The organism is Halomonas gemina, assembly GCF_023554995.1.
Lineage (GTDB): Bacteria > Pseudomonadota > Gammaproteobacteria > Pseudomonadales > Halomonadaceae > Halomonas > Halomonas gemina.
The window spans coordinates 287,079-312,789 of record NZ_JAMJPK010000006.1; the positions used below are offsets into that span (position 1 = coordinate 287,079).

The 25,711-nt window shown below is 62.2% G+C and carries 19 protein-coding genes; 13 read left to right on the forward strand and 6 right to left on the reverse strand.

Annotated features, from left to right (window positions below; genetic code table 11):
* Positions 1-79 precede the first annotated feature (79 nt).
* The 11 genes from aldA to M8009_RS14780 all read left to right on the forward strand — a co-directional run bounded on the left by aldA (position 80) and on the right by M8009_RS14780 (position 13,082).
* Positions 80-1,504 carry an aldehyde dehydrogenase gene (gene aldA / locus M8009_RS14730; protein WP_250062505.1) on the forward strand — a complete coding sequence of 475 codons (1,425 nt, stop codon included), beginning with the start codon at positions 80-82 and terminating at the stop codon, positions 1,502-1,504.
* Between the two features lie 270 nt (positions 1,505-1,774).
* A complete protein-coding gene (locus M8009_RS14735) occupies positions 1,775-3,010 on the forward strand; it encodes a mandelate racemase/muconate lactonizing enzyme family protein (RefSeq protein WP_250062507.1) in 1,236 nt (411 codons plus the stop codon).
* A 4-nt stretch (positions 3,011-3,014) separates the two neighbouring features.
* Entirely contained in the window at positions 3,015-4,631 is a 1,617-nt protein-coding gene (locus tag M8009_RS14740) for a GMC family oxidoreductase (RefSeq protein ID WP_250062509.1), read from the forward strand.
* Between the two features lie 104 nt (positions 4,632-4,735).
* Positions 4,736-5,491 carry an IclR family transcriptional regulator gene (locus M8009_RS14745; RefSeq protein WP_250062518.1) on the forward strand — a complete coding sequence of 252 codons (756 nt, stop codon included), beginning with the start codon at positions 4,736-4,738 and terminating at the stop codon, positions 5,489-5,491.
* 5 nt (positions 5,492-5,496) lie between these two features.
* Positions 5,497-6,414, forward strand: a complete 918-nt coding sequence (locus tag M8009_RS14750; RefSeq protein WP_250062520.1) for a LysR substrate-binding domain-containing protein — start codon at positions 5,497-5,499, stop codon at positions 6,412-6,414.
* 270 nt (positions 6,415-6,684) lie between these two features.
* Positions 6,685-7,662, forward strand: coding sequence for an NAD(P)-dependent oxidoreductase (locus M8009_RS14755; RefSeq protein WP_250062522.1), 978 nt, complete (start codon positions 6,685-6,687; stop codon positions 7,660-7,662).
* 130 nt (positions 7,663-7,792) lie between these two features.
* Complete coding sequence (locus M8009_RS14760; protein WP_250062524.1) at positions 7,793-9,214, forward strand: aldehyde dehydrogenase family protein; 1,422 nt, start codon at positions 7,793-7,795, stop codon at positions 9,212-9,214.
* A gap of 334 nt (positions 9,215-9,548) precedes the next feature.
* Positions 9,549-10,214 carry an ABC transporter permease gene (locus M8009_RS14765; RefSeq protein WP_250062526.1) on the forward strand — a complete coding sequence of 222 codons (666 nt, stop codon included), beginning with the start codon at positions 9,549-9,551 and terminating at the stop codon, positions 10,212-10,214.
* Between the two features lie 39 nt (positions 10,215-10,253).
* Complete coding sequence (locus M8009_RS14770; RefSeq protein ID WP_250062528.1) at positions 10,254-11,414, forward strand: ABC transporter ATP-binding protein; 1,161 nt, start codon at positions 10,254-10,256, stop codon at positions 11,412-11,414.
* Between the two features lie 4 nt (positions 11,415-11,418).
* Positions 11,419-12,150, forward strand: coding sequence for an ABC transporter permease (locus tag M8009_RS14775; protein ID WP_250062530.1), 732 nt, complete (start codon positions 11,419-11,421; stop codon positions 12,148-12,150).
* Positions 12,151-12,200: 50 nt separating this feature from the next.
* Positions 12,201-13,082 carry a glycine betaine ABC transporter substrate-binding protein gene (locus M8009_RS14780; protein WP_250062532.1) on the forward strand — a complete coding sequence of 294 codons (882 nt, stop codon included), beginning with the start codon at positions 12,201-12,203 and terminating at the stop codon, positions 13,080-13,082.
* Between the two features lie 462 nt (positions 13,083-13,544).
* On the opposite strand, the gene M8009_RS14785 is transcribed toward M8009_RS14780, so the two are convergent.
* From M8009_RS14785 to M8009_RS14810, 6 genes are all read right to left on the reverse strand, one after another.
* Positions 13,545-14,894, reverse strand: coding sequence for a NarK family nitrate/nitrite MFS transporter (locus tag M8009_RS14785; protein ID WP_250062534.1), 1,350 nt, complete (start codon positions 14,892-14,894; stop codon positions 13,545-13,547).
* A gap of 309 nt (positions 14,895-15,203) precedes the next feature.
* On the reverse strand, positions 15,204-15,572 hold the full coding sequence (nirD, locus tag M8009_RS14790; protein ID WP_250062536.1) for a nitrite reductase small subunit NirD: 369 nt from the start codon (positions 15,570-15,572) through the stop codon (positions 15,204-15,206).
* A gap of 100 nt (positions 15,573-15,672) precedes the next feature.
* Complete coding sequence (gene nirB, locus M8009_RS14795; protein WP_250062538.1) at positions 15,673-18,195, reverse strand: nitrite reductase large subunit NirB; 2,523 nt, start codon at positions 18,193-18,195, stop codon at positions 15,673-15,675.
* On the reverse strand, positions 18,192-19,484 hold the full coding sequence (locus M8009_RS14800; protein WP_250062540.1) for an NAD(P)/FAD-dependent oxidoreductase: 1,293 nt from the start codon (positions 19,482-19,484) through the stop codon (positions 18,192-18,194). The genes nirB and M8009_RS14800 overlap by 4 nt, the downstream gene beginning before the upstream one ends.
* Before the next feature lie 236 nt (positions 19,485-19,720).
* Positions 19,721-20,764 (reverse strand): CmpA/NrtA family ABC transporter substrate-binding protein, encoded by a 1,044-nt coding sequence (locus M8009_RS14805; protein WP_250062542.1) that lies wholly within the window; start codon positions 20,762-20,764, stop codon positions 19,721-19,723.
* Positions 20,761-21,360 carry an ANTAR domain-containing response regulator gene (locus M8009_RS14810; protein ID WP_250062544.1) on the reverse strand — a complete coding sequence of 200 codons (600 nt, stop codon included), beginning with the start codon at positions 21,358-21,360 and terminating at the stop codon, positions 20,761-20,763. Before M8009_RS14810 ends, M8009_RS14805 begins: the two co-directional genes overlap by 4 nt.
* 408 nt (positions 21,361-21,768) lie before the next feature.
* On the opposite strand from M8009_RS14810, the gene M8009_RS14815 reads away from it, so the two are divergent.
* Both M8009_RS14815 and cobA read left to right on the forward strand, forming a co-directional pair.
* Positions 21,769-24,516 (forward strand): nitrate reductase, encoded by a 2,748-nt coding sequence (locus M8009_RS14815; RefSeq protein WP_250062546.1) that lies wholly within the window; start codon positions 21,769-21,771, stop codon positions 24,514-24,516.
* Positions 24,473-25,417, forward strand: coding sequence for a uroporphyrinogen-III C-methyltransferase (gene cobA / locus M8009_RS14820; protein ID WP_250062548.1), 945 nt, complete (start codon positions 24,473-24,475; stop codon positions 25,415-25,417). The genes M8009_RS14815 and cobA overlap by 44 nt, the downstream gene beginning before the upstream one ends.
* Positions 25,418-25,711: the final 294 nt, after the last annotated feature.

The window sequence follows — 25,711 nt, forward strand, 5'->3', positions numbered from 1 at the left end:
TATATTTTTACATGCGGAATTCCATTGACAGCCCTGGGCCCGCTTCTTAGTCTGGCGCAACATATTTCAGGAGTGAGCAATGAGCACCGACGGGAATTTCATCAACAACGACTTTGTCACCTCTCCGCAAGGCGCCATGATCCCGGTCTACAACCCTGCCACCGAAGGGCTGGTGGGGCAGGTGCACGCCGCGACTTCCGAGCAGGCTCTCGAAGCAGTTGACGGTGCTGCCAAGGCTCAGAAGGCGTGGCGCCGCCTGACGAGTGCCGAGCGGGCGAGCTATATGCACAAGCTTGCCGAAGCCTTGATGGAACGCCGAGACGCGATCGGACGGGCATTGGCCGACGAGTCGGGCAAGAGTCTCGAGGATGCGACGAACGAAGCGGTCTACGCCGCGGACATCACTCGTTACCACGCTGAGTGGGCGCGCCGCATTGAGGGCGACATCGTGCCAAGCGACACGCCGGACGAAAGCCTGCTGCTTCAACGCGAGCCGATCGGGGTGGTGGCCTGCCTGATTCCGTTTAACTACCCTGTCTTCACCCTGCTTAGAAAGATAGCTCCGGCGCTGATTACCGGCAATACCGTGGTGGTGCGACCCAGCAATAACACTCCCTGCTCGGCCTTTGAGATCGCCAAGGCGGTCAAGGATGCGGGGATCCCTGCCGGTGTGGTGAACATCCTGACAATGGATCACGCTACCGCAGAAGCTGTTTGCACTCACCCGAAGATCGGCATGATTACGTTGACCGGCAGCGTCGGCGCGGGCCGCAAGGTGCTTGAGTATTCTCAGGTCAATATCGCCAAGGCCTCACTGGAACTGGGCGGTAAGTCACCGGCCATCGTCGAACCGGATGCAGACCTTGAACAGGCCGCACAACAGATCATCGGTTCCAAGACCACCAACTGTGGTCAACTCTGCACAGCTATAGAGCGTGTCTATGTGCATGAATCGGTCTCCAAAGAGTTTATCGGTCTACTGAAATCGAATCTCGAGGCATGCTCATTCGGCAATCGCGCCGAGAATAGCAGGCTCATGGGGCCGCTGATTAATGAGAATACTCGCCTTAACGTTCATCAGATGGTAGAACGGGCAATTGATGATGGTGCGAGCCTGCAAAGCGGGGGCTATATTCCAGAAGGTCCCGGGTACTTCTATCCTCCGACCTTGCTGACGCAGTGCCGGCAGGATATGGAAATCGTTCAGGAAGAGATATTTGGTCCCGTGCTACCGGTACTGACCTACGGCAATATCGATGAAGCACTGGCCATGGCGAATGACCATCAGTTCGGTCTCGCGTCAGTTATCTTCACCGAGAACTACCGTACAGCCATGAAAATTGCCAACAATATTGAGGCAGGCGAAGTCTACATCAATCGTACGCCCTCAGATCCTTTTCAGGGCTATCACGCTGGCTGGAAGCGTTCCGGCCTGGGCGGAGATGACGGCAAGCATGGCATGCTGGACTACACCCAGACGCGCCTGGTAGTGATGAGTTACTGACCGATGTTTCTCGGTGATGTCGCTGACGTTCCGAACAGGTCATTCTCTTAACATCCTGATTTCATCAACTTCCAGGACCGTTAGTCCCTACCTGGTTGAAGAGGCCTTCTTCGACCAGGTAAGAAAATGCTAGATACAGCGGCGGCGGCAAGATGACTCAATGCCTGAATTTGTAGGAGGACTTAGGTGCTTTTTCGGCTAATGGCTGGCTTACCCTTCGCACGCTAGTCACGTCATCTTCCAGCATGCCAGCTTGAAAAGGATTCTTTCATGAAAATTGTCAGTTGTGAGACCTACGTTGTTGCAACGCCTCCACCACATGTCGGAGGTATGTATTGGATATTCCTCAAGCTTGGTACGGCGTGCGGCGTCGAGGGCGTCGGAGAAGTCTATGCTGCTTCGTTTCATCCACAGGTCATGACAGCGGCTATCGAGGATGTTTTTGATCGCTATCTGAAAGACAAGAATCCGCATCAAATCGAGCGTCTATACCGTGAAGCTTACTCGAGTGGGTTTACCCAGCGTCCAGACCTTACCTTGATGGGCGTACTCAGCGGCCTCGAAATTGCTTGCTGGGATATAGTGGGAAAGGCCTTAGGCAAGCCTGTCTATGAACTGATTGGTGGCAAGGTTCATGACAAGCTGCGTTCCTATACCTACCTCTACCCAAGTGATGCCAGAGGTAACTACGACTACGACAACGTGGAACTGGCTGTTGAGTGTGCGCAGGAAAACAGAGCGCTTGGCTTTACCGCACTCAAGTTTGACCCGGCCGGTCCCTACACCGCCTACTCGGGCCATATGCTTTCCCTGGAAGCCATGGCGAAGAGTGCCACCTTCTGCCAACGCATCCGGGAAGCAGTAGGTAACGACTGTGACCTTCTGTTTGGTACTCATGGCCAGATGACGCCAGCGGCGGCTATCCGTCTTGCCAAAAGGCTCGAGCCTTTCGATCCATTGTGGTTCGAGGAGCCGGTGCCGCCGGGCCAGAGTGAAGCTATGGCCCGGGTGGCGGATAACACGACCATCCCGATTGCGACGGGTGAGCGCTTGACAACAAAGTATGAATTTCACGACTTGCTCACCCACAAGGCGGCATCCATTCTGCAAATGAACCTGAGTCGAGTTGGTGGCATTCTAGAGGGAAAGAAGATCGCTGCCCTGGCAGAAGTTCACTACGCTCAGATCGCTCCTCATGTCTATAACGGTCCGATTGGTGCAGCAGCAAGTATACAGCTGGCAACTGCCACTCCTAACTTTCTTATACAGGAAAGCATCGGAACCTGGGAAGGGTTTCATGCAGATGTTCTCGAAGAGAAGATCGAATGGCGTGATGGCTACATCATCCCTTCGAACAAGCCGGGGCTGGGAGTGGAACTCGACATGGCCGTGGTCAGAGAGCACTCGCCTTATTCCGGCAGGAGGCTTCACCTGAGCATGGATCCAAAACCTTACGACTACAAAGACCAGTCGGCCACAGACTGGAAAAGCATTCCGGAGAAATGATGTGATGGAATACGACTTCATCATCGTCGGAGCGGGGTCGGCAGGGTGTGTCCTGGCCGATCGCCTTAGCGCCTCTGGGCATAATCGCGTGCTAGTGGTCGAAGCGGGTGGGCGCGATGCTTCCCCGTGGATCAAGGTGCCGGTAGGTTTTGCGAAAACTTATTATAATCCGAAATACAACTACATGTACTATAGCGACGCACAAGCGGCGTTGGGCAATCGCAGGATTTATGCTCCTCGAGGAAAAGTTCAGGGCGGCTCTGGCTCTATCAATGCCATGATCTATGTCCGGGGGCAAGCCTCGGACTTCGATGATTGGGAGCGTGCCGGTAACAAAGGTTGGAACTACTCTTCCCTGCTTCCCTATTTCAAGAGGCTCGAAGAACATCCTGCTGGTGACACCGAGTATCACTCCAGTCAGGGGAAGATCGGTATTACGCAGCTGAAGGACGGTGCCCATTCGATCTGTCAGTCATATCTTCAGGGTGCTCGCGAATTTGGCTACCCGCTAAATGAGGATTTCAATGGTGCTTCGATTGAAGGGGCAGGTATTTACGAGGCGAATATTCGTAATGGACAACGTGACTCCAGCAATACTGCCTATCTGAAGCCTGCCTTGTCACGATCGAATCTCGATTTGAAGCGGGTTTGTCAGGTGGAGAGAATTCTCCTAGACGACGACCGTCATGCTACGGGAGTCGAATATCGCGTCGAAGGGGGTACAAGAATTGTTACGGCTAAGCGCGAGGTTATTCTCTGCGCTGGTGCGGTAGATTCCCCCAAGATTCTGCAACTTTCCGGTATCGGAGATGCCGAGCTCCTGGCAAGGGTAGGTATCAAGCTAGGCTTACACTCACCAGCGGTAGGAAAAAATCTCCAGGACCATTTGGCTGTCAGCTACTATTATCGGGCCAATCGAAGAACTCTGAATGACGATTTTTCCTCTTTCTGGGGTAAAGTCAAAGCAGGCATACAGTATTTGGTAAATCGCAGCGGCCCTCTGGGAATGAGTGTTAACCAGGCGGGTGGGTTCTTCAAGGGGCGGGAGCAGGAAACGCAGCCAAATATCCAGCTCTACTTCAATCCTATGTCTTACCAGATACCCAGCAACCCGAATGCCAAGCTGTCACCAGAGCCTTACTCTGGTTTTGTGCTGGCGTTCAATTCCTGCCGCCCAACGAGTCGTGGTAAAGTTGAAATTTCATCTTCTGACCCGACTGTTCCACCGGCGATTTGCCCCAACTATCTCAGCACGCAAAGGGACGTGGATGAGGCTATACAAGGGAGCAAACTGATCAGAAAACTGATGAGAGCAAAGGGATTGCAGGCGATCACGGAGGCTGAAGTAGCACCAGGCGCGGACGTTAACGACGAGGAGAGTATGCTGGAGTATTTTCGTGCTAACGCAGGCTCTATCTATCACCTTTGTGGTACCTGCACCATGGGACCGGATCCGGATAAGGCGGTTGTGGACAGTCGCCTGAGGGTACATGGTATTACGGGGCTGAGAGTGATTGATGCCTCAATTTTTCCCAACATTACCTCCGGCAACCTCAATGCCCCTGTGATGATGGTAGCCGAAAAGGGCGCTGAGCTGGTATTGGAAGATCACGACACCTGAGGGGCGAATGGCGTAGACTACCCTTGATCGACAAGGCCTGTTGAAGGCAAGAACGTCAAGGCCCGTCGGCCTCCGCTTACACGTTTTGGAGCGTCATCCTGATCATGAATTCTGAAAAGACCAAGGCACCAGCGGTCGATCATAGCGTCATGATCCTGGACCTTCTTGCCGCATCGTCCTATCCGTTGACCTTGTCTGAAATCTGCGAAGATACTGGTATTGCGCCTGCAACGGGTCATCGAGTCATCAACTCCCTTTTGCATCACCAACTGGTTGCACAGGATCCTGGCAGGAAAAAGTCATACTGCATCGGGTCCAGGATATTCCAGATATCATCTACTATCTACAATAAACAGAGTGTGATACCATTTTTTTACCCAATTGCTGAAATTCTCAAGAATGAAATTCATAAGTCTATTTTCTTGAGTGTGCCTATCGGAAGCAAGGTGGTTGTCGTGTCCAAGGTGGATAGCTCATCTAATAATAACTTTAGCATCTACATTGGTAAGACCATGGGGTTTAATGAGGCGGCTGCCGGGAAGGCGATACTTGCCATGCGCCCTGAGGCATCGTGGAAATATTACCTTGAAAAAGAACTGTGTCTAGCACGAGAAGGCAATAGCTATGAAGGCCTCATGTCAGAGCTTCAACGGACGCGTCGCCTTGGCTACGCGACCTCGTCAGGAGAGACACAGAAGGGTATGAACTGTTTAGCAACACCGGTTCTAAACTTTCGCAACGAGCCCATTGCGGCAATCAGTGCAGCAATCAGCAGTGACTTCTTGAGTGCTCAGGATGCCCGTGATTACTCAAAATTTCTCGTTCAGGCTGCTCGCCAGCTATCATCCCGTGTTATTTGATAACCATGCTTACACCCCTGCCACTTAACAAGCTTCCTCCACTGAGCTCTCTGAGAGGGTTTGAAGCCGCAGCTCGTCTGCAAAATCTTCGTGCAGCTGCTGAGGAACTGCATCTGACTCACCCTGCTATTGCCAACCAGATTCAGCGCCTTGAGGAGAGCCTGGGCGTCAAGCTGTTTGAACGCCAGGGGCGTCATGTCGTTCTGACGGAAGCGGGCCATCGCTTTTATCCTCATGTACGAGAAGCCATCTCGACCCTGATCAATGGTGCCGAAGCGGCTCGCCAGTTGCATCATGCTGACCCACTCCGCATGCAGGTCTACGTCACCACATCTATACGCTGGTTGGCGCCTCGTCTTGTCCATTTTTATGAAAGTCATCCTGACGTAGAATTACAGGTGATGACTTATAGTGTGGGTTGGGAGTTCGATGAAGCCAACGCCGATATTGCTATTATATATCGTGATAAGCCTCTCCCTTCACACCTTCATTGGGTGCCCTTGTTTCCCTCTCAGATTTTCCCGGTTTGTAGTCCGGACATGGTGAAGGCGCTTGCTCCTTCTTTGCCCTTGGAGGAACTGATGAACTACCCACTCATCGAAGTCTATACAGAAAGCTGGAGCTGGGAGAGCTGGTTCAGCGCACTATCGCCATCGCTGCCGACATACGAGTCTGATTTTCCTCGAGGGAAAATTGTCGTTGATACCTTGGCTGCTGCTCTCGAGATGGCCGAGAGAGGTGAAGGGGTGGCACTTGTCAATGGTCCCTTTGCCGATGACGCTCTTGCTGAAGGTCGCTTGATCAATCCTGCAAATCAGGTAAACGAGTCTCAAGGTGAATGGGGTATCGTATGCCATAAGGATATTGCCTTCAACAGAAGGACCAGCTCCCTCATCAGTTGGCTTGCTTCTCAAACCTCCTGATCTATCAAAGTTTTTTCGGTTCTCATTAATTAGGAGATAAAGTTTTTTTCGGCATTGTCATGTCAGGAAGAGTTTATTTTCGGCCATCTAAAGGGATTTTACCAATACCAAAAAAAACGTGAATTGTCTTGGCGCCCTGTCTTCCATAGCCTTCCTTCGTATCGGCTTGACAGCGACAAGGCTTGAGAAATTTCTACTTCGAATTTCTCTTCGTGTTGTCTGTGATGAAGCGCGATCCGCCGAACGTGAATCTGGATGGGAAGGCAGCACATGAAAATCGGTTTTGTAGGTCTCGGAAACGTGGGGGGCAAGCTTGCAGCCAGTCTGCTCCGTAATGGTCATGATGTGACAGTCCGTGATCTGGATCCTCAGCTCGTACAGACCTTCATCGATCAAGGTGCTTCCCGAGCCGACTCTCCCAGGGCGCTTGCAGAAGCCTGCGACCTGATCATCACCTGTCTTCCGTCACCAGCAGCCTGCAGCGCCGTGATGGAAGCCGAGGATGGCATCATTGCCGGGCTTTCGGAGGGCAAGGTATGGCTCGAGATGAGTACCACCGACGACAAGGAACTCATCCGCATTGCCGATAGAGTGCACGAGACTGGCGCCATGGCCATGGAGACGCCGGTATCCGGTGGCTGTCATCGTGCCGCCACCGGCAACATCTCGATCTTTGCCGGGGGTGACCGAGCTACGTTTGACCGTGTGCTACCGGTGCTGACCACACTTGGTCGCCGTGTCCTGCATACTGGACCGCTGGGCTCGGCCTCGGTGCTCAAGGTCCTGACCAACTATCTGGCAACCGCCAACCTGTGTTCCCTTGCCGAGGCCCTGACCGTGGCGCGTAAGGCCGGTATGGACATGAATACGACGTATGAGGCGATTCGCATCTCCTCGGGAAATTCCTTCGTTCATGAGACAGAGTCTCAGGTCATCCTTAACGGCAGTCGTAATATCAGTTTCACCATGGATCTTGTCCTCAAGGATGTTGGCCTCTTCGACTCACTGGCCAGGAGTCTGGATATCCCGCTGGAAATCTCACCCTTGCTACTGGATATCTTCCATGACGGCCAGGAAGCCTTTGGTGCCCGGGAGTGGTCTTCCAATATCATCCGCCGTCTCGAGGAGCGTTGTGATATCAAGGTGCTTGGCGAGGGGTTTCCTGCCGAGCTGACCGACGACGAGCCGGAAGAGGTTGGACACGAAGTCCACGTAAGAACTCAGCAGGCCACAGAAGCGTCGCGCTGAGGTTCCGCGACAGGGCTGACTTCTTGCCCTTACCTGACACAAGCTGTCGTTTTTTCGATCCACGGTACGAGCGGAAAGGAACGCAACGTAGCGTCTTCCACCTCGCGCCCAGCGTCATCGGAGGTCGCGCATGCAACATAGAGACCATTTCTATCTCAACGGCCAATGGCAGGTCCCTATCAGCAGCGAACGTATGGAGGTGCTGGATCCGGCCACCGAAACGCTCTGTGCTTCCGTACCTCGCGCAGGCTCGGAGGATGTCGAGAGGGCCATCTCGGCAGCGCGTGAAGCGTTCCCCGCCTGGGCAGCCACACCGGCACAACGTCGCTACGAGCTGCTGATGGCTGCCGCGGACGAGATGCAGCGCCGCTACGATGAGCTTTGCGATGTCCACATCATGACCCTGGGCAGCCCGGTCCAGGTAACTGGAGCCATCCATGTGGATGGTCCTATCGAAGGCATGCGCTACTACGCGGAACGTGCCTTCAGGATGGAGCAGGTCGAACGCAAGGAAGGCGTCGCCATCGTTCGTGAGCCTATCGGCGTCTGCTCCCTGATCAATCCCTGGAACTATCCATTGCACCAGCTCATCGGCAAGCTGGCGCCCGCCCTGGCGGCAGGCTGCACCGTGGTGGCCAAGCCCGCGGAGCAGACACCCTTGCAGGACTTCATCATGGCCGAAATCTTTGACAGTGTCGGGGTGCCGCCGGGTGTCTTCAATCTGGTGACCGGCGTGGGGAGCGAAATTGGCCCGGTCATGGCGGGCCATCCGGACGTGGATATGGTCTCCTTCACCGGGTCCACCGCGGCCGGTATAAAGGTAGCGGAAAACGCGGCGCCAGGCGTCAAGCGAGTCTGTCAGGAGCTTGGCGGGAAGTCCCCGCTGTTGATCACCGAAGAGGCAGACATCAACGCGGCGGTCCGCCTGGGCGTGGAAAACGTGATGGCCAATACCGGACAGACCTGCGATGCCCTGACACGTATGCTGGTACCGAGGTCGCAACTTCAGAAAGCCGCCACCCTGGCCGGCGAAATCGCAAGGGAACAGGTGGTCGGTGATCCCGGGGATAAGCGAACGACGATGGGACCCTTGGTTTCTCGCCGCCAGAAGGATACTGTACTGCGGTTCATTCGAAGAGGCCTGGAAGAGGGCGCCACCTTAATCGAAGGGGGAGCGCAGGAGCCCGAAGGGCTCTCCCGGGGCTACTATGTTCGCCCCACCATCTTCAGCGATGTGCACAATGACATGGCAATCGCTCGCGAAGAAATCTTTGGTCCGGTGCTGTGCATCATTGCGTACGACACGCTGGAGGAAGCGATCGAGATTGCCAATGACTCGGATTATGGACTTTCCTCGGCGGTGTTCGCCCGCAGCGTCGATGATGCACTTCCCATCGCTCGACGCCTGAAGGCTGGCCAGTGTTATCTTCAGGGCGCGGAATTCTCGTTCGATGCCCCCTTCGGCGGCTACAAGCTATCGGGTAACGGTCGCGAGTGGGGGGACGAGGGCCTTCTCGAGTACGCCGAGACCAAGGCGCTACTCGGCGCCTGATACCTCGGCGCTGTCTGACACGCTCCCCCTCCGCGGGGAGCGAACGATCGCCAACAACCTCGTGGTGAAAGGGAAGGGCGGTGTCGTTACCACACCGCCCTTGAAACGTTGCCGACACCTCCTTTCCCTCGGTTTTCGTCACGCCTTCATTGCTTGCCCTTTTCACGGCGACCGGGAGCGATCGCCGTGCGTCTGTCCGAACCGGCCAGGCGCGAGCGTCGACGTTCATGCCCCGCCAAAGTACTGGAAAGCTACGGTGGCCAAGCATCTCGCCATGCAACAGTAGCGAGCCATGCGTATGGCGCACGACCCTTCGATCAAGAGGAGAGTTGACTTGGAACTGATTCAGTACGCACTGGACAACCTCGACCTGCTGGTCACGCGCACCCTGGAGCACATCTCGCTGGTCGGCGTGGCCGTCGGCATCGCCACCCTGACCGGTGTACCGATCGGTATCGCCATCACCAAGAACGAGCGTGCCGCCAAGAGCGTGCTCTACGCCGCCTCGATCATCGTCACCATTCCGTCGATTGCGCTGTTTGGCATCATGATCCCGGTGCTCTCGCTGATCGGCCAGGGCATCGGCTACCTGCCCGCGGTGATCGCCGTGCTGCTCTACTCCCAGCTGCCGATCATCCGCAACACCTATACCGCCATCAACAACGTCGATCCGGCGCTGCGCGAAGCGGCCCGGGGGATCGGCATGAGCCCCAACCAGCGCCTGCGCTTCGTGGAGATTCCGCTGGCGGTGCCGGTGATCATGGCCGGCGTGCGCATCGCCGTGGTGCTCAACATCGGGGTGATGGCGATCGCCGCCTACATCGGCGCCGGGGGCCTGGGCACCTTCATCAGCCGCGGCATCTCGCAGTCCGACCCGCGCCAGCTGATCGTCGGCGCCGTGGCGGTGAGCCTGCTGGCGATCATCGTCGACTACACCCTGCTCTTCGTGCAGAAGCGCCTGACGCCCCGCGGCATGGAGCTCGACGCCTCCACCGCCTGATCGCGAGCCTCTGACGACCGAGACGACAAGGACACCCGAATGATCCAACTCGATAACCTGACCAAGGTCTTCGACACGCCCGAGGGCGCCGTGGTCGCCGCCGACCACATCAGCCTGGAGGTGCCCAGCGGCGAGATCTGCATCCTGCTCGGCCCCTCGGGCTGCGGCAAGACCACCACCCTGAAGATGATCAACCGCATCGTGACGCCGACCTCCGGCAAGGTGTTCATCAGCGGGGAGGACACCACCGACATGAATACCCAGGATCTGCGCCGCAATATCGGCTATGTGATCCAGCAGATCGGCCTGTTCCCCAACATGACCATCGAGGAGAACATCACGATCGTGCCCAAGCTGCTGGGCTGGGACAAGGCCAAGTACAAGGCGCGGGCCCGGGAGATGATGGCGATGATCTCCATGGAGCCCGACGCCTTCCTCAAGCGCTTCCCCAGTGAGCTCTCCGGCGGCCAACAGCAGCGCATCGGGGTGGCCCGCGCGCTCGCCGCCGACCCCCCGGTGATGCTGATGGACGAGCCCTTCGGGGCCATCGACCCCATCAACCGGGCGGTGATCCAGGACGAGTTCCTCAAGATGCAGCAGGAACTCAACAAGACCATCATGTTCGTCAGCCACGACATCGACGAGGCGATCAAGATGGGCGATCGGGTGGCGATATTCCGCGAGGGCAAGCTGGTGCAGCACTCCTCGCCCGACGACCTGCTGGCCGCGCCGAAGAACGCCTTCGTCGAATCCTTCCTGGGCGAGGACCGCGCGCTCAAGCGCCTCAACCTGGTCAAGGTCGAGGAGGTGGTCTCCGACGAGATCGCCACCGTTTCGCCCGGCGACACCCTGGAGACGGCACTCGCGCGTATCGAGGATTACGGCTACCAGAACGCCATCCTGATGGTGAACGACCGGCGCCAGCCGGTGGGCCTGATCACCCGGGCCAAGGCGCGCACCACCAAGGGCTACTGCCGCGACCACTTCGAGAGCGTGCCGGGGACCGTGACCCTGGATGACGACCTGCGCAAGGTCGCCTCACTGATGTTTTCACAGGACGCCACCTGGCTACCCTGCGTAGATGATCAGGGACGGGTCTGCGGCCAGATCACCCAGCGCGCCATGACGCACCACCTGGGGTCGCGCTTCCGCGCCCGCGAGGCCGCCGCCCGGAAACCCGACAGCGCCGTCAAGGAGTGAGCCGATGCCGATCCAGAGCCTGAACGGGGCCCTGCGCGCACTCCTGCTGGTGGCGATCTTCTTCGCCGGGGTATGGAGCCAATCGAGCGGGGTCATCGAAGACTTCCTGTGGTACCTGCCCGATGTGCAGTACCTGGCCATCCAGCACCTGTGGCTGACGGCGATCTCCGGCGGCCTGGCGATCCTGGTGGCCATCCCGCTGGGCATCGTGCTGTCGCGCCCCAGCATGGCGCGCTGGGCGGAATCGCTGATGCAGGTGCTCAACGTCGGCACCACCATCCCCACGCTGGCGGTGCTGGCCCTCTCCATGAGTTTCCTGGGCATCGGCGCGGTACCGGCGATCTTCGGGCTGTTCGTCGCCACCCTGCTGCCCATCACCCGCAACACCTATGCCGGACTCAAGGGCGTGGACCCCGCGCTGATGGAGGCCGCCGCCGGCATCGGCATGTCGTCGACCCAGCGGCTGATGCGGGTGGAGCTGCCCAATGCCCTCTACGTGATCTTCGCCGGCATGCGCACCGCCCTGACCATCAACGTGGGCACCGTGCCGCTGGCCTTCCTGATCGGCGCCGGGGGCTTGGGTGAACTGATCTTCACCGGCATCGACCTGTACGACCCGGTGATGATGCTGTCCGGCGCCATTCCCACCGCGCTGCTGGCGATCGTCGTCGATGCCCTGATCGCCACCGTCGCGTTTCTGGTGGTGCCACGCGGGGTCAACCCGTCACGTGCCTGACCGCTCGTGCCAGGCCACACCATCCACTCGCAAGACAAGGAGAAACCTCCATGAAACACCTGATGACCACCCTTTCCGGCCTGGCCCTGGCCGGTGCCATGACCACCGCCGGTGCCGCCGAGATCACCGTCGGGGGCAAGAACTATACCGAGCAGCTGATTCTTTCCAACATGACAGAGCTGTATCTCGATGCCCTGGGCCATGACGTGACCCGGCGTGACGGCATGGGTTCCGCCGTGCTGCGCCAGGCTCAGGAGAACGGCCAGATCGACCTCTACTGGGAGTACACCGGCACCTCGCTGATGGTCTATAACGATATCAGCGAATCACTGTCACGTGAGGCCACCTATGAACGAGTCAAGAAGCTGGACGGTGAGAAGGGCCTGGTGTGGCTGAAACCCTCTGATGCCAACAACACCTATGCCCTGGCCATGCGTGAAGACGATGCCGAGCAGCGCGGTATCGAGACGATCGATGATCTGGCCAGTGCAGTCAATGACGATAGTATGCTGACTTTCGGCATCGACACCGAGTTCTATTCTCGGGATGACGGCTGGCGACCGCTACAGAAGGCCTACGACTTCAACGTTCCGCGTAGCGAGATCGTTCGCATGGACACCGGCCTCATGTATTCAGCCCTGCGTGATGGTGATGTCGATGTTGCGGATGTCTTTTCTACCGACGGTCGTGTGCCGGCCTTCGATTTACGGATCCTGGAAGACAACCGTAGCTTCTTTCCGGCCTATGCGCTGACCCCGGTGGTACGCGAGGAAACACTTGAGACCACCCCCGAGCTGGCCGAGCAGATGAACGACCTATCCGCGCTGCTTGATGACGCGACCATGGCCTCCCTTAACGCCCGCGTCGACGTGGAGCGCGAGACCATCGAGGACGTGGCCGAGTCCTTCCTCGAGGAGAACGAGCTGCTGTGAAGGGCCCCAGCAGGGCTGGCATAATGCCGGCCATTGCCTACGGCAAGGGAGGCCGCCCACGGGCGGCCTTCCTTGCCGTTAACGGGAGGGATGAAGAATGCATACCGCCTGAGACTGTGTACCGTGCAGATCAACGCCCAACTCGGCGCCTCTTCCAGTTGCCGGCGGCGTACTTCATGAAACCGAAGACCCGCTGCTTCTCCCAGGTCTCTCGAAGCGGATGGCCGACGCGTAGTCGATGTCCAGGGCCAGCTTGGTCTCAGGGACAGGGCCGATGATGACGCGGCGAGGGTTGATGGGCAGCGTAGCTCACCTGCCGCAAATGCGAATAATTCTCCATAAGTGCCTTGCTGCCGATGGTCATCTGTCCGGATTGTGACACCTGGCGATTTCAATGACCAAGCACAACACCACCGCCCGATGGGGCGGTGGTCTGGTTCGGGCACTCAGGTACAGCAGGGGTCAGCGCAGCGACAGGGCGGCACCTCCCTGACTGGCCTCAGCCTCGCGGTAGGCGCTGGCTTCCTGGGCCTCGACCTCCGGCGTAAAGCGCACCAACAGGGTACACAGGGCGGCGATGATCACGGCCACGCCCAGGTAGAAGAGCCCCTGCTGGTAGCTGAGCGACTCGGAGCGGAACAGGAAGCCAGCGGCTACCGCGCCGGCATTGCCGCCGGCACCAACGATCCCGGCCACGGCGCCCAGTGCCCGCTTGTTGATGAAGGGCACCACACCGAAGGTGGCGCCCTCCGCCATCTGCACGAAGAGACTGAATACCAGCATGATGCCGATGGCCAGGGCCAGCACATGCATCTGCGAGAAGAACATCAGGGCGGTGCCCTCGCAGAGCATGGCGATGAACAGCCAGCGCACACGCCCCTTCAGGCCAGCCTGCCGGGCGAAGAGGTCCGAGAAGATGCCGCCCAGGGTGCGGGCGAAGATGTTCATCAGGCCGAAGAGGCCGGCGATCATGCCGGCGGTGGCCAGGGTCAGCTCGAAGTTGTCGAAGAAATAGATGGCGGCGATGTTGTTGATGGTCAGTTCGACGCCGAAGCAGGCGGCATAGACCACGAACAGGGCCCAGACCCGGATGTCCTTGGCAGCGGCCAGGAAGGTCTGGCCGGCACCACTCTCGCCGCTGGCCGCCGGGAGCTCGCCGCTAGCACGTAGCTCATCGAAGTTGCCGTTGGGGGCATCCTGGGTGAAACGGTAGTAGGCGATGCCGGTGAGGAACAGCACCACGCCCGGGACCACCATGGCCAGGCGCCAGCCGAAGGCCTCGTTGACGCCCAGCATCAGCAGGCCCGAGAAGATGAGCGGCATGAGAATCTGGGTGGTACCGCCACCGAGGTTGCCCCAGCCTGCCGAGGTGGCATTGGCGGTGCCCACCACGTTGGGCGCAAACATGATCGAGGTATGGTACTGGGTGATCACGAAGGAGGCGCCGATGGCGCCGATCGCCAGGCGGGCGAGGAGGAAGGTCTCGAAGCTGTTGGCGAAACCGATGCCCATCACCGGCAGGGAGCCGAGGCAGAGCAGCCAGGTATAGGCCTTGCGCGGCCCGATGCGGTCGCAGAGCACGCCGATCAGTAGCCGAACGACCACGGTGATGGCCACCGAGGCGATGATGGTGTTGCCGATCTGGGTCTTGGTCAGGCCCAGATCGTCTCGTACCACTGCCATGAGCGGGGCGATGCCGAACCAGCCGAAGAAGCAGATATGGAAGGCGAACCACGAGAAGTGGAAGGCACGCATCTGTGGCGTATTGAGGGTGAACAGGCGAATCCTGTTGGCCTTGTTGCGGATCTCCATGGGAGTACCTCGTCGAGTGATGGTCGAACACACGATCCTGGGCCTTCGCCATTGAAGGTCGGGTCCGACGCACTCGTACTCCCCGGGAGCCTGGTCCACGCCTGCCTTGCTGTACATGGATAAAGCAAAGTGACTGCCAATCCATTAAAACTCTTTTATTATCAGATAATTGTTGCTGGGATAGATGATGTCGGGCAGCGATGCATGCCCCGAGGGCGGTGCAGGTGAGGGCAACAAAGCGCTCAGCTGCCCTGCCATGGTGCCGCCCATCGTGGAGCTCGGGTCAATTCAGGGTCGGTCGTGCCTGGTTCATGCCTCGATCCATACCGCATTGCCCTTGAAGCTTACCGCCCAGGTGCGCAGGCGTACGCCGGGGTTCTCCAGGCACTGGCCGTCCGCCAGCCGGTAGTGGTGCTTGTAGAGCGGCGAGGCCACGACCGGCTCGCCCTTCAGGTCACCGACGATCCCCCGGGCGTTGACGTTGGCGCCCGCCATGGGGTCGTGGTGGTCGAGGGCATAGAGTTCGGGATCCTTGCCGGGGAGATAGAAGAGGGCCACCTGGGCGGGGCCCTCGGCGGTCTCCACCCAGGCGGCGACGCCGGAGTATTCGACCAGATCGGCCTTGGTGCACAGCTTTTGCCAGGTTTGAGTCATGGTCTTGGCCGTTGCGGTGTTCATGAAATGCTTCCTCGGTTGATATAGGGCGCCTGCCGGCGCCAATCACCCAATGAAGTGGGCTCCCACAACCCCAAGTGACCAGGGGCATGGGAAGTGTCGGTCAAGCGGGGCGGAGCTGGCCGCGCTCTTCGGTCACGATGATGTCCGGGTCGGGGCGGCTGTCGTTGACGAAGCTGCGAAAGCGCTTGAGCTTCTCCGGGTCGTCGATGGCATTGGCCCACTCGCACTGGTAGGTGTCGACCACGGTCTGCATCTGGCGCTCCAACTCCTCGCCTATCCCCAGGCTGTCGTCGATGACCACCTCCTTGAGGTAGGCCAGGCCGCCCTCGAGATTCTCGCGCCACACCGAGGTGCGCTGCAGCCGGTCGGCGGTGCGCACGTAGAACATCAGGAAGCGGTCGATGAGCTGGACCAGCCGCTCGTCGTCGAGGTCGGTGGCGAAGAGCTCGGCATGGCGCGGGCGCATGCCGCCGTTGCCGCAGACATAGAGGTTCCAACCGTGCTCGGTGGCGATGACGCCGATGTCCTTGCCCTGGGCCTCGGCACACTCGCGGGTGCAGCCGGAGACACCGAACTTGAGCTTGTGGGGCGAGCGCAGGCCCTTGTAGCGATGCTCCAGCTGGATCGCCATGCCCACGCTGTCCTGCACGCCGTAGCGACACCAGGTGCTGCCCACGCAGGACTTCACCGTGCGCAGCGACTTGGCGTAGGCGTGGCCGGTCTCGAAGCCGGCGTCGAGCAGTTCGCTCCAGATGTCCGGGAGATCCTCCAGGCGGGCACCGAAGAGATCGATGCGCTGTCCGCCGGTGACCTTGGTATAGAGGCCATATGTCTCGGCCACCCGGCCGAGCACCACCAGCTTGTCCGGGGTGATCTCGCCGCCGGGCACCCTGGGCACCACCGAATAAGTGCCGTTCTTCTGCATGTTGGCCAAGAAGGTGTCGTTGGTGTCCTGCAGCGGGATATGGGCGGCATCGGTGATCGGCTCGTTGAAGCAGGAGGCGAGTATCGAGGCCACCGCCGGCTTGCAGATATCGCAGCCGAGGCGGTGGGTCTCGGGGTTGCCGTGCTTCTCGATCAGCTCGCTGAAGGTCTTGATGCCCTCGACACGCACGATGTCATAGAGCCCCTGGCGGGTATGGGCGAAGTGCTCGCAGATCGAGCGGTCGACCTCCACGCCTCGACTCTCCAACTCGTGCTCCACGACGCTCTTGAGCAGTGCCGCGCAGCCGCCGCAGCCGGTGCTCGCCTTGGTCTCGCCCTTGACCGCGCCCAGGTCCACTGCCCCGCCATCCAGCGTTGCACAGATATCGCCCTTGTTGACGTTGTGGCAGGAACAGATGGTGGCCGTGTCAGGCAGGGCATCCGGCCCCAGGGTCGGAGCGCCTTCACTGCTGGGCAGGATCAGCGAAGCCGGGTCCTCGGGAAGGTCCAGGCCGTTGCTGTAGTACTGCAGCAGGGTGTCGTAATAGCCGTTGTCACCCACCAGCATGGCGCCGACCAGGCGCCTGCCGTCGCCGGAGACCACCAGCTTGCGGTACTGCTGCTTGAGCTGGTCGAGGTAGCGGAATACCCGGGCACCGGGTGTCCGGTCGCCATGGGCATCGCCGATGGCACCGACGTCGACCCCCAGCAGCTTGAGCTTGGTGCTCATGTCGGCACCGCGGAAGCTTTCGCCCTGGGGTTGATCAGGAGAGGCGAGCAGGGTGGCCGCGGCCACCTTGGCCATCTGGTAGCCGGGGGCGACCAGGCCGAAGATGCTGTTGTTCCAGAGCGCCACCTCGCCGATGGCCAGAATCGCCGGGTCGCTGGTCAGGCAGCGGTCGTCGATCACTACACCGCCGCGCTCGCCCATCTCCAGGGCGCTGTCGCGGGCCAGTTCGTCACGCGGGCGGATGCCGGCGGAGAATACGATCAGGTCGGTCTCCAGAATCTTGTCGTCCTGGAAGACCATGCGATGTGTGGCATCCACGCCATCCTCGATGCGTTGGGTGGCTCGGTCGGTGTGTACCTGGACACCCAGCGCCTCGATCTTCTCGCGCAGCAGTTCGCCGCCCTCGCTGTCGACCTGCATGGGCATCAGCCGCGGCGCGAATTCCACCACAGCGGTCTCCAGGTTCAGGCCGCGCAGGGCATTGGCGGCTTCCAGGCCGAGCAGGCCACCACCCACCACCACGCCGGTAGAGGCGTGCTCGGCGGCGGTGCGAATGGCATCCAGGTCATCCAGGGTGCGGTAGACCAGGCAGCCCGGACGATCGCTGCCGGGCATCGGCGGCACGAAGGGGTAGGAGCCGGTGGCCAGCACCAGGCGGTCGTAGGGGGTGCGGCCATTGGCGGTCACCACTTCCCCGGCGTCGCGGTTAATGGCGGTCACGGACTCCGAGAGGCGCAGCTCGATGCCGTTGGCGGTGTACCAGTCGACGTCGGAGAGGGCCAGGGAGTCGGCATCGCAGCCGGAGAAGTACTCGGAGAGGTGCACTCGGTCGTAGGCGCGGTGACGCTCCTCGCCGAAGACGGTGATGGCGTAGCGCTCCGTGGCACCGCGCTCGATGAGCTGCTCGACCAGGTGATGGCCGACCATGCCGTTACCGATGATGATGAGTCGTTGGGCGTCGCTGTTCATGCGGCCTCCTTGGCGGGGCGGTCCGGATTGTCGGAGTGGTGGGCATCGAGCAGGGCGTCGGCATCGGCCGTGCCGAGCAGCAGTGCCCGGCGACAGGCGGCGAGATCGCTGCCCGCCTGGGCCTGGCTGAACAGCCAGGGGCCCATGGCGGTGTCGCCGTAGAGCACGGCGCCCTCCAGTCGGCCATCGCGCAGCAGCAGTCGGCGGTAGTCGCCCTGCTCGGGGTCGTGGTAGGCGAGCACGTCGTGGCCGGCGTCAGCCTCGGTAGGGCCGAAGGCAAACAGCGAGATGCCGCTGACCTTGAGCTTGGTGGCGCTGGGCCTTTCCTCGTAGCGGGCGCTCTCGGCCGGATTCGCTGCCAGGTGCTCGGCGAGCACCTCTACCTGGCGCCAGATCGGCTCCACCAGCCCGTAGGTGGTGCCCTCGAACTGGCAGCACTCGCCCAGGGCGTGGATCGCCGGGTCGCTGGTGGTGAGATGGTCATCCACCACGATGGCGTGCTGCGTGGCCAGGTCAGCCTCACGTCCCAGCTCGACGTTGGGGGTGATACCGGCGGCAACCACCACGCAGTGGGCGGCCAGACGTTGACCGTCGGCGAGGCGCACCCCGGCCACCCGGCCGTGATGGTCGCCCTCGATCGCTGCCAGCTGCGCGCCGGTGTGGATGGCCAGGCCGCGACGACCGAGCTCGGCCTCGAGCAGGGTGGCGGCGGTGGCATCGAGCTGTCGGTTCATGAGGCGCGCAGAGCGCTGCAGCACGCTGATCCGAGCACCACGCTTGCGCATGCCCTCCGCGGCCTCCAGGCCGAGCAGCCCCCCGCCGATCACCACGACGCGGCCGCCACGCTCGGCGATGCGTGCCAGGGTCTCGGCGTCCTCGAGGTCACGGAAACCGTGGACGCCCGACAGCGTGATGCCGGGCACCGCCGGCATGGCTGGGCGTGAGCCGGTGGCCAGCACCAGGCGCTGGTAATCGAGGGCACGACCGGCATCGGTGGTCAGCCGGCGCGCCGCGCGATCGATCGACGTGACCCGCTCGCCGAGCACCAGCTCGATGCCCTGCTCGGCATACCACTCGGCCTCGCGCAGGGTGAGGGCCTGGCGCTCCATCTCGCCGGCCAGCCAGGGCGAGAGCAGGATGCGGTTGTAGGCGGGGGTTGCCTCGTCGCCGATCACGGTGATCCGCGCCGGGCGGTCCGGACGCTTGAGCAGGGCCTCGACCAGGCGGTGGCCGGCCATGCCGTTGCCGATGATCACCAGGTGTTCGGTCTCGTGCGGGGCTGGGTGCATGATCAGGCACCTCCGAGGTGACAAAAAAAGAAGACGTCTCGGTGCTGCCCCGGCATCGGGGAGCACTGAGACGTCTTCGTCCAGGAGGGGCAATCACCGTTGATCGCCATTGTTACCCATGAAGCTACAAGAACCCGGCCAGGAGGCCGGGTTTATGATATTTATTTTGTTATTTCAGCAGGATGGCGATGTCGGCATGGGGTGGCAGAGCATCGTGCGCCGGCCCTGGCTGCACATCACTGGTGCAGGGCGGCATCATAATGCACGGGGGCGTGGCACTCGTGCAGGGTGCGGATATCGAGCGAGCGGCCCCTGGCGTGCAGCTGGCGTTGCAACGCCTCGGCAATCCGGCCCATGGCCTCGACGTCGGGGCGCAGCAGGTCGTCACCGTAGAGGCGCTGGCGGATGGGTGCCTGCCCCGCGGGCAGGCTGTCGAGATGGCTGACCGAGCGATCCAGGTAGGGCGGCAGTGCTAGCCAGTCGCGGGCCTGGCGACGGTGCTCGGGCCTCTCGGCGAGCCAGTCGCTGGCGTTGTTCAGCGCACGCAGCAGCGCCCCGAGCGTGGCCGGGTAGCGTCGTGCCCAGGAGCGGGTCACGCCCAGTACCTTCTCGGGGTGGTCGGCCCACAGCTGGGCGCCGCTGGCCACCAGTCGGCCGACTCCCTCATGCTCGGCGAGGCTGCCCCAGGGTTCGCCGACGCAGAAACCGTCGATCTGCCCCTCGCGCAGGGCGGCTACCATGCGCGGCGGCGGCAGGGCGATCAGGTCGACGTCGCGATCGGCGGCGAGCCCGCCCAGGGCCAGCCACTCGCGCAGCAGGAAATGCTGGCAGGAGAAGGGGTAGACCATGGCCAGGCGTGGCCGCGCTGCGTCCGGATGGCGGGCCCGCCACTCCCCCAGCGCGCGGGCGCTATGGGCCGGGTCGTCGCCCAGCGCCGCACCGCTTCGCTCGCACAGCCACCAGGAGAGCACGAGGGTGTTGCCGTTATGGCTAAGGGTGGCGGGTGCCAGGGTGTCACAGGGGGCGCGTTCCATGCCCAGGCTCATGGCGAGCGGCAAGGGCGCGAGCATGTGGGCGCCGTCGAGCAAGCCGGCAGCGACCTTGTCGCGCAGCGTCGACCAGGCGTTCTCCCGTGACAGCGTGACCTCCAGGCCCTGCCCGGTGAAGAAGCCCTGCTCACGGGCCACGATCAGCAGAACCGCATCGACCAGCGGGATGAAGCCGAGCGTCAGATGTTCGAGTTCCGGTGTCGCGGCAGACGACATGGTGGTGTCCCTCATGACAATGACCCCTTGTCCAGGTGCTCCAGGATATCGATGACGCTCTCGGCCACTTTGGCGATGCGCTGGCCGCGGTCCATGGCGATCTTGCGCAACATGCGGTAGGCCTGCTCCTCGTCACAGTCCTGGTGTTTCATCAACAGCCCCTTGGCGCGCTCGATGCGCTTGCGGTCGGTGAGCTGGTTGCGCACCTTGTCGAGCTCCTGGCGCATCGATTGGAAGGCGTCGAAGCGGGCGATGGCGACCTCGATGATCGCCCTGACCCTTCCGGGCACCAGGCCGTCGACCACGTAGGCGCTGACGCCGGACTTGAGTGCCGCCTGCATGGTGTCGGGGTCGTGCTGGTCGGCGAAGAACACCACCGGCCGGGGGTTCTCGCGGTTGAGCAGCGCCATGCTGTCGAGGGTATCGCGGTCGGGCGATTCCATATCGATGATCACCACGTCGGGTTGGTGACGGGCAACCATCTCGTTGAGGCTGGCCGGGCCTTGCAGCCGACAGGCCACTTCATGACCTTCCTGGGTCAGGGCCTCCTCGACCATCGCGGCCCGCACGAGCTCGTCGTCGACCAGCAGGATCTTCAGGGGTGGGGACATGGTGACATCGCTCGTCGTTTGGCGTCTGACCGACCTGCTAGCAAGATGCATTCCAGATTCGCCTTTTTACGGTAGGGAGCGGCCTTGGCGATGCGGCGACACCACTGGGCCGCCTCATGCTGCACTGCAGTGGTGCGGATGCTTGCCCGGGCGTGTCGCGACTGGTGCAGGCGGGGCGTTCATGATGCGCCGCGAACGACCCGCTGGGCAGGGCAACCGATCAAGATGGCGAAGGTTTTCGTCGCCTGGCACATGGCTTGCTTGAGATAGAGGTAATAACCCGGGGTGGCCAGGCGGTCATCCCCGCGGCAGACGGCAACGACGCCCACCTGCGCCTTCCCGACCGGGACGACGCGGTGGGCGTCTTCGTTTGCCCGCTCATTCTTGGCAAGTCTCGAGGAGGTCGACATGCAACAGGCCCGAACCACCTGTCCCTACTGTGGCGTCGGCTGTGGCGTTCTGGCCCAGCTGGATGACGAGCAGATGACCCACGTGGAGGGGGACGGCCAGCACCCGGCCAACTACGGTCGCCTGTGCGTAAAGGGCTCGGCGCTGCACGAGACGCTGGGCGATCACGGCCGCTTGACCCGGCCTCGGGTCGACGGCGCCGAGGTCGACTGGGCCACCGCGCTGGACAGCGTGGCCACTCGCCTGGCGGCCATCCGCGAGGCGCAGGGGGCGGCGGCGATTGGCGCCTATCTCTCCGGGCAGCTGCTCACCGAGGACTACTACGTCGCCAACAAACTGTTCAAGGGCTTCGTCGGCACGCCGCATCTCGATACCAACTCGCGGCTGTGCATGGCCTCGGCGGTGGCCGCCCACAAGCGCGCATTCGGCGCCGACGCCGTGCCGTGCTGCTACGAGGACCTGGAAGAGGCCGAACTGGTGGTGCTGGTGGGTTCCAACCTGGCCTGGAACCACCCGGTGCTCTACCAGCGCCTCAAGGCCGCCAAGACCCGCAACCCGCTGCTGCGCGTGGTGGTGATCGACCCGCGCGTCACCGATAGCTGCGAAATCGCCGACCTCTACCTGGGCCTGGCGCCGGGCAGCGACGGCCGGCTGTTCACCGGCCTGCTGGCCAGGATGGCCGACACCGGCAAGCTCGACCGGGTCTATCTCGACCGCCACACCGCCGGCCTCGAAAAGGCGCTGGCCGCGGCGCGGGAGGACGACACCAGCGTGGAGGTGATCGCCGCCGACTGTGATCTCGACCCGGAACGGCTGGAGACCTTCTACTACTGGTTCGTCACCCAGCTGCATGTGGTGACGCTCTTCTCCCAGGGCATCAACCAGTCCTCCAGCGGCACCGACAAGGCGGGCGCCATCATCAACTGCCATCTGGCGGGCGGCAAGATCGGCCTGCCTGGCGCCGGGCCCTTCTCGATCACCGGCCAGCCCAACGCCATGGGGGGCCGCGAGGTGGGCGGGCTGGCCAATCAGCTCGCCGCCCACATGGACTACGACACGCCCGGCGCCATCGACCGTGTCACGCGCTTCTGGACCACACCGGGACTGCTGCCGACCCTGCCCGAGGGGCCCGGCCACAAGGCACTGGCGCTCTTCGAGGCCATCGAGAGTGGCGAGGTGCAGGCGGTATGGATCATGGGCACCAACCCGGCGGTGAGCCTGCCCGATGCCAACCGCGTGCGCCGTGCCCTCGAGCGCTGCCCGCTGGTGATCGTCTCCGACTGCGCGGCCGCCACCGACCTGCTGCCCTTCGCCGATATCGTGCTGCCGGCCTCCGGCTGGTCCGAGAAGGATGGCACCGTGACCAACTCCGAGCGTTGCATCTCGCGTCAGCGCGGCCTGCTGCCGCCGCCGGGAGAGGCACGCCACGACTGGTGGATCATGGTCGAGGTGGCCAGGCGCCTGGGATTCGGCGAGGCCTTTGCCTACACCCATCCCGCCGAGATCTTCGATGAGCACGCGCGTCTTTCGGGCTTCGAGAACCCTTCAGACCCCCAGGGGGAGGGCTCGCGGCTCTTCGACATCTCTGCCCTGGCCGGCCTCGACCGTGCCGCCTATGATGCCCTGGCCCCCATCCAGTGGCCGGTGACGGCCGACGCCCCTCATGGCACCCGCCGGCTGTTCGAGGAGGGTCGCTTCGCCACCCCCGATGGGCGAGCCAACCTGGTGCCGGTGCGGCCTCGCGGCCCCGCGCAGTCGCTTGGCCCGGCCCGTCCGCTACGGCTCAATACCGGCCGGGTGCGCGACCAGTGGCACACCATGACGCGCACCGGCCGGGCCCCAAGGCTGATGAACCACCGCGCCGAGCCCTTCATCGACCTGCACCCGGACGATGCCTCTTCCTACGGCATCGAGGACCAGCAGCTGGCGCGGCTCTGCGGTGCCGGCGGCGACTACGTCGGCCGGGCACGCCTCTCCCGGGGCCAGCGCCGCGGTGAGCTCTTCGTGCCCATCCACTGGACCGACCAGTTCAGCGGCAGGGCGCGCATGGGCTCCCTGCTCGAGGGACACCCCGACCCGCTGTCGGGCCAGCCGGAATCCAAGCACGGCGCCGTTTCCCTCGCGCCCCTGGCCTGTGACTGGGAGGCGACCCTGCTGGTCGCCGATGATCTGGCCGTCGAGCCGGCCTGGTGCGGTGAGGTCGACTACTGGGCGCGCATCCCCCTGGCCCGGGCGCAGCGCTGGCAGCTGGCCGGCAGCGAGGCGAAGGATTGGCTGGCCTGGGCCGCCCGGCGGCTGGAGGTGGTGGCGTCGCTGTGGTGTGACGACCCGGTTCAAGGCCGCCTGCGTGCGGCGGGCCTCGAGGAGGGGCGTCTGCGCTGGTGGCTGATGGTGGGACCGCCTGTCGAGTTGCCCGGTCTGGCCTGGCTCGATGCCCGCTTTACCGAGGCGGCCAGCGGCGAGAGGCTGTCCACGAGTCAGAGGCGTCGGCTGCTGGCCGGCTGCGACGACGGCGCCGGTGACAGCGGGCCATTGGTCTGCAGCTGTCATCAGGTGGGACAGGAGGCCATCGTCGCCGCCATCCGCGAGGGGGATGCCAGCGTCGAGGCGCTGGGTGCCCGTCTCGCCTGCGGTACCCAGTGCGGCAGCTGCATTCCCGAACTCAAATCCCTGATCGAAGAATGTGCCAAAGAGGAGGGGAGCCATGCCCGTGTCACGACGCATCCCGAAGCCATCGATGTTGCTTGAGTCGGCAAGTACGGTGTGCATGCAGTTGGCGCGTCTCGCCCAGGGGTCCGGTCGCTGGCTGGCCGGGCGTTTCGGTGGTACGCGGCATCTCGAGGAGGAGCCGCTGGTTGGCGATTGTCGTAACGGCAGCGTCTATCTGGTGGGCGCCGGTAGCGGGGTTGCTGATCTGTTGACGCTCCGCGCCGCCCGGCTGCTGCGGCAGGCCGATGCCGTGGTCTACGACCGCCTGGTCGGGGATGAGGTGCTGGCGCTGATTCCCGCCGGACGGGGGCGCTACGATGTGGGCAAGGCCCGTGGCCACCATAGCGTCCCCCAGGCCGAGATCGGCGAGCTGATGGTCAGGCTGGCACGCCAGGGCAAGTCGGTGGTGCGCCTCAAGGGTGGGGACCCTGGCGTGTTCGGGCGCATGGGGGAAGAGCTCGCCGCCCTGGGTGAGGCCGGCGTCCCGGTCGAGATCGTACCCGGCATCACCGCCGCCTCGGCAGCCTGTGCCGCCATGGGCATTCCGCTCACCGATCGCGCCCATGCCCAACAGTTGCGTTTCGTCACGGCCCAGCGCTGCCGGGAAGACGGCGAGCCCGACTGGGCCTCGCTGGCCCGCCGGGACGAGACCCTGGTGTTCTACATGGGACTCAGTAAGGTGTCGGCGATCTGTGAGGGTCTGCGTGGGGCGGGGCTCCCCGACGACTGGCCGGTGATGCTGGTGGCCAATGCCAGCCTGGCCGGGCAGCGCTCGCTGGTCGGGGGGCTGGCTGACATGCCGGCCAGGCTTGCCGCCCAACCGCTGCCCTCGCCCTGCCTGATCGTGGTGGGCAGCGTGGTGCGCATGGTGGCCTCCACACCGGCAGGCCATTCGATAGCGTCTGACAGGTTATCGAGGCATGCAACCGTAGGCTCTTGATGCAGGGAAGTAAGTGAGATCGAGGTGAGTCGGAAGTCATCTCCCGTCGGGCAGTCACCTCGGTCAGAGGCCCTGCTCCGTCACCCGCTCGGCTGCTTGGATCTTGAATTCTTCGATATATCGCTGGCAGCTCATGGGCCTGCTGGAGAGTCAGTGTAGGCCCTGGAGGTATCTCCCGGAACCCGCGGCGATTCAGGCCTCGGAGCGGGCGCGATCATCGACAGACGCAGCGGCTATACTGTGCCTACCTGTCGCGTGCCGGGGCATGGCGGCCCAGGCTCGAGTGAGCGGTGG

Coding starts and splice junctions, on each gene's coding strand:
- aldA (WP_250062505.1), top strand. CDS start 80: ATGAGCACCGACGGGAATTTCATCAACAACGACTTTGTCACCTCTCCG.
- M8009_RS14735 (WP_250062507.1), top strand. CDS start 1,775: ATGAAAATTGTCAGTTGTGAGACCTACGTTGTTGCAACGCCTCCACCA.
- M8009_RS14740 (WP_250062509.1), top strand. CDS start 3,015: ATGGAATACGACTTCATCATCGTCGGAGCGGGGTCGGCAGGGTGTGTC.
- M8009_RS14745 (WP_250062518.1), top strand. CDS start 4,736: ATGAATTCTGAAAAGACCAAGGCACCAGCGGTCGATCATAGCGTCATG.
- M8009_RS14750 (WP_250062520.1), top strand. CDS start 5,497: ATGCTTACACCCCTGCCACTTAACAAGCTTCCTCCACTGAGCTCTCTG.
- M8009_RS14755 (WP_250062522.1), top strand. CDS start 6,685: ATGAAAATCGGTTTTGTAGGTCTCGGAAACGTGGGGGGCAAGCTTGCA.
- M8009_RS14760 (WP_250062524.1), top strand. CDS start 7,793: ATGCAACATAGAGACCATTTCTATCTCAACGGCCAATGGCAGGTCCCT.
- M8009_RS14770 (WP_250062528.1), top strand. CDS start 10,254: ATGATCCAACTCGATAACCTGACCAAGGTCTTCGACACGCCCGAGGGC.
- M8009_RS14775 (WP_250062530.1), top strand. CDS start 11,419: ATGCCGATCCAGAGCCTGAACGGGGCCCTGCGCGCACTCCTGCTGGTG.
- M8009_RS14780 (WP_250062532.1), top strand. CDS start 12,201: ATGAAACACCTGATGACCACCCTTTCCGGCCTGGCCCTGGCCGGTGCC.
- M8009_RS14785 (WP_250062534.1), bottom strand. CDS start 14,894: ATGGAGATCCGCAACAAGGCCAACAGGATTCGCCTGTTCACCCTCAAT.
- nirD (WP_250062536.1), bottom strand. CDS start 15,572: ATGAACACCGCAACGGCCAAGACCATGACTCAAACCTGGCAAAAGCTG.
- nirB (WP_250062538.1), bottom strand. CDS start 18,195: ATGAACAGCGACGCCCAACGACTCATCATCATCGGTAACGGCATGGTC.
- M8009_RS14800 (WP_250062540.1), bottom strand. CDS start 19,484: ATGCACCCAGCCCCGCACGAGACCGAACACCTGGTGATCATCGGCAAC.
- M8009_RS14805 (WP_250062542.1), bottom strand. CDS start 20,764: ATGAGGGACACCACCATGTCGTCTGCCGCGACACCGGAACTCGAACAT.
- M8009_RS14810 (WP_250062544.1), bottom strand. CDS start 21,360: ATGTCCCCACCCCTGAAGATCCTGCTGGTCGACGACGAGCTCGTGCGG.
- M8009_RS14815 (WP_250062546.1), top strand. CDS start 21,769: ATGCAACAGGCCCGAACCACCTGTCCCTACTGTGGCGTCGGCTGTGGC.
- cobA (WP_250062548.1), top strand. CDS start 24,473: ATGCCCGTGTCACGACGCATCCCGAAGCCATCGATGTTGCTTGAGTCG.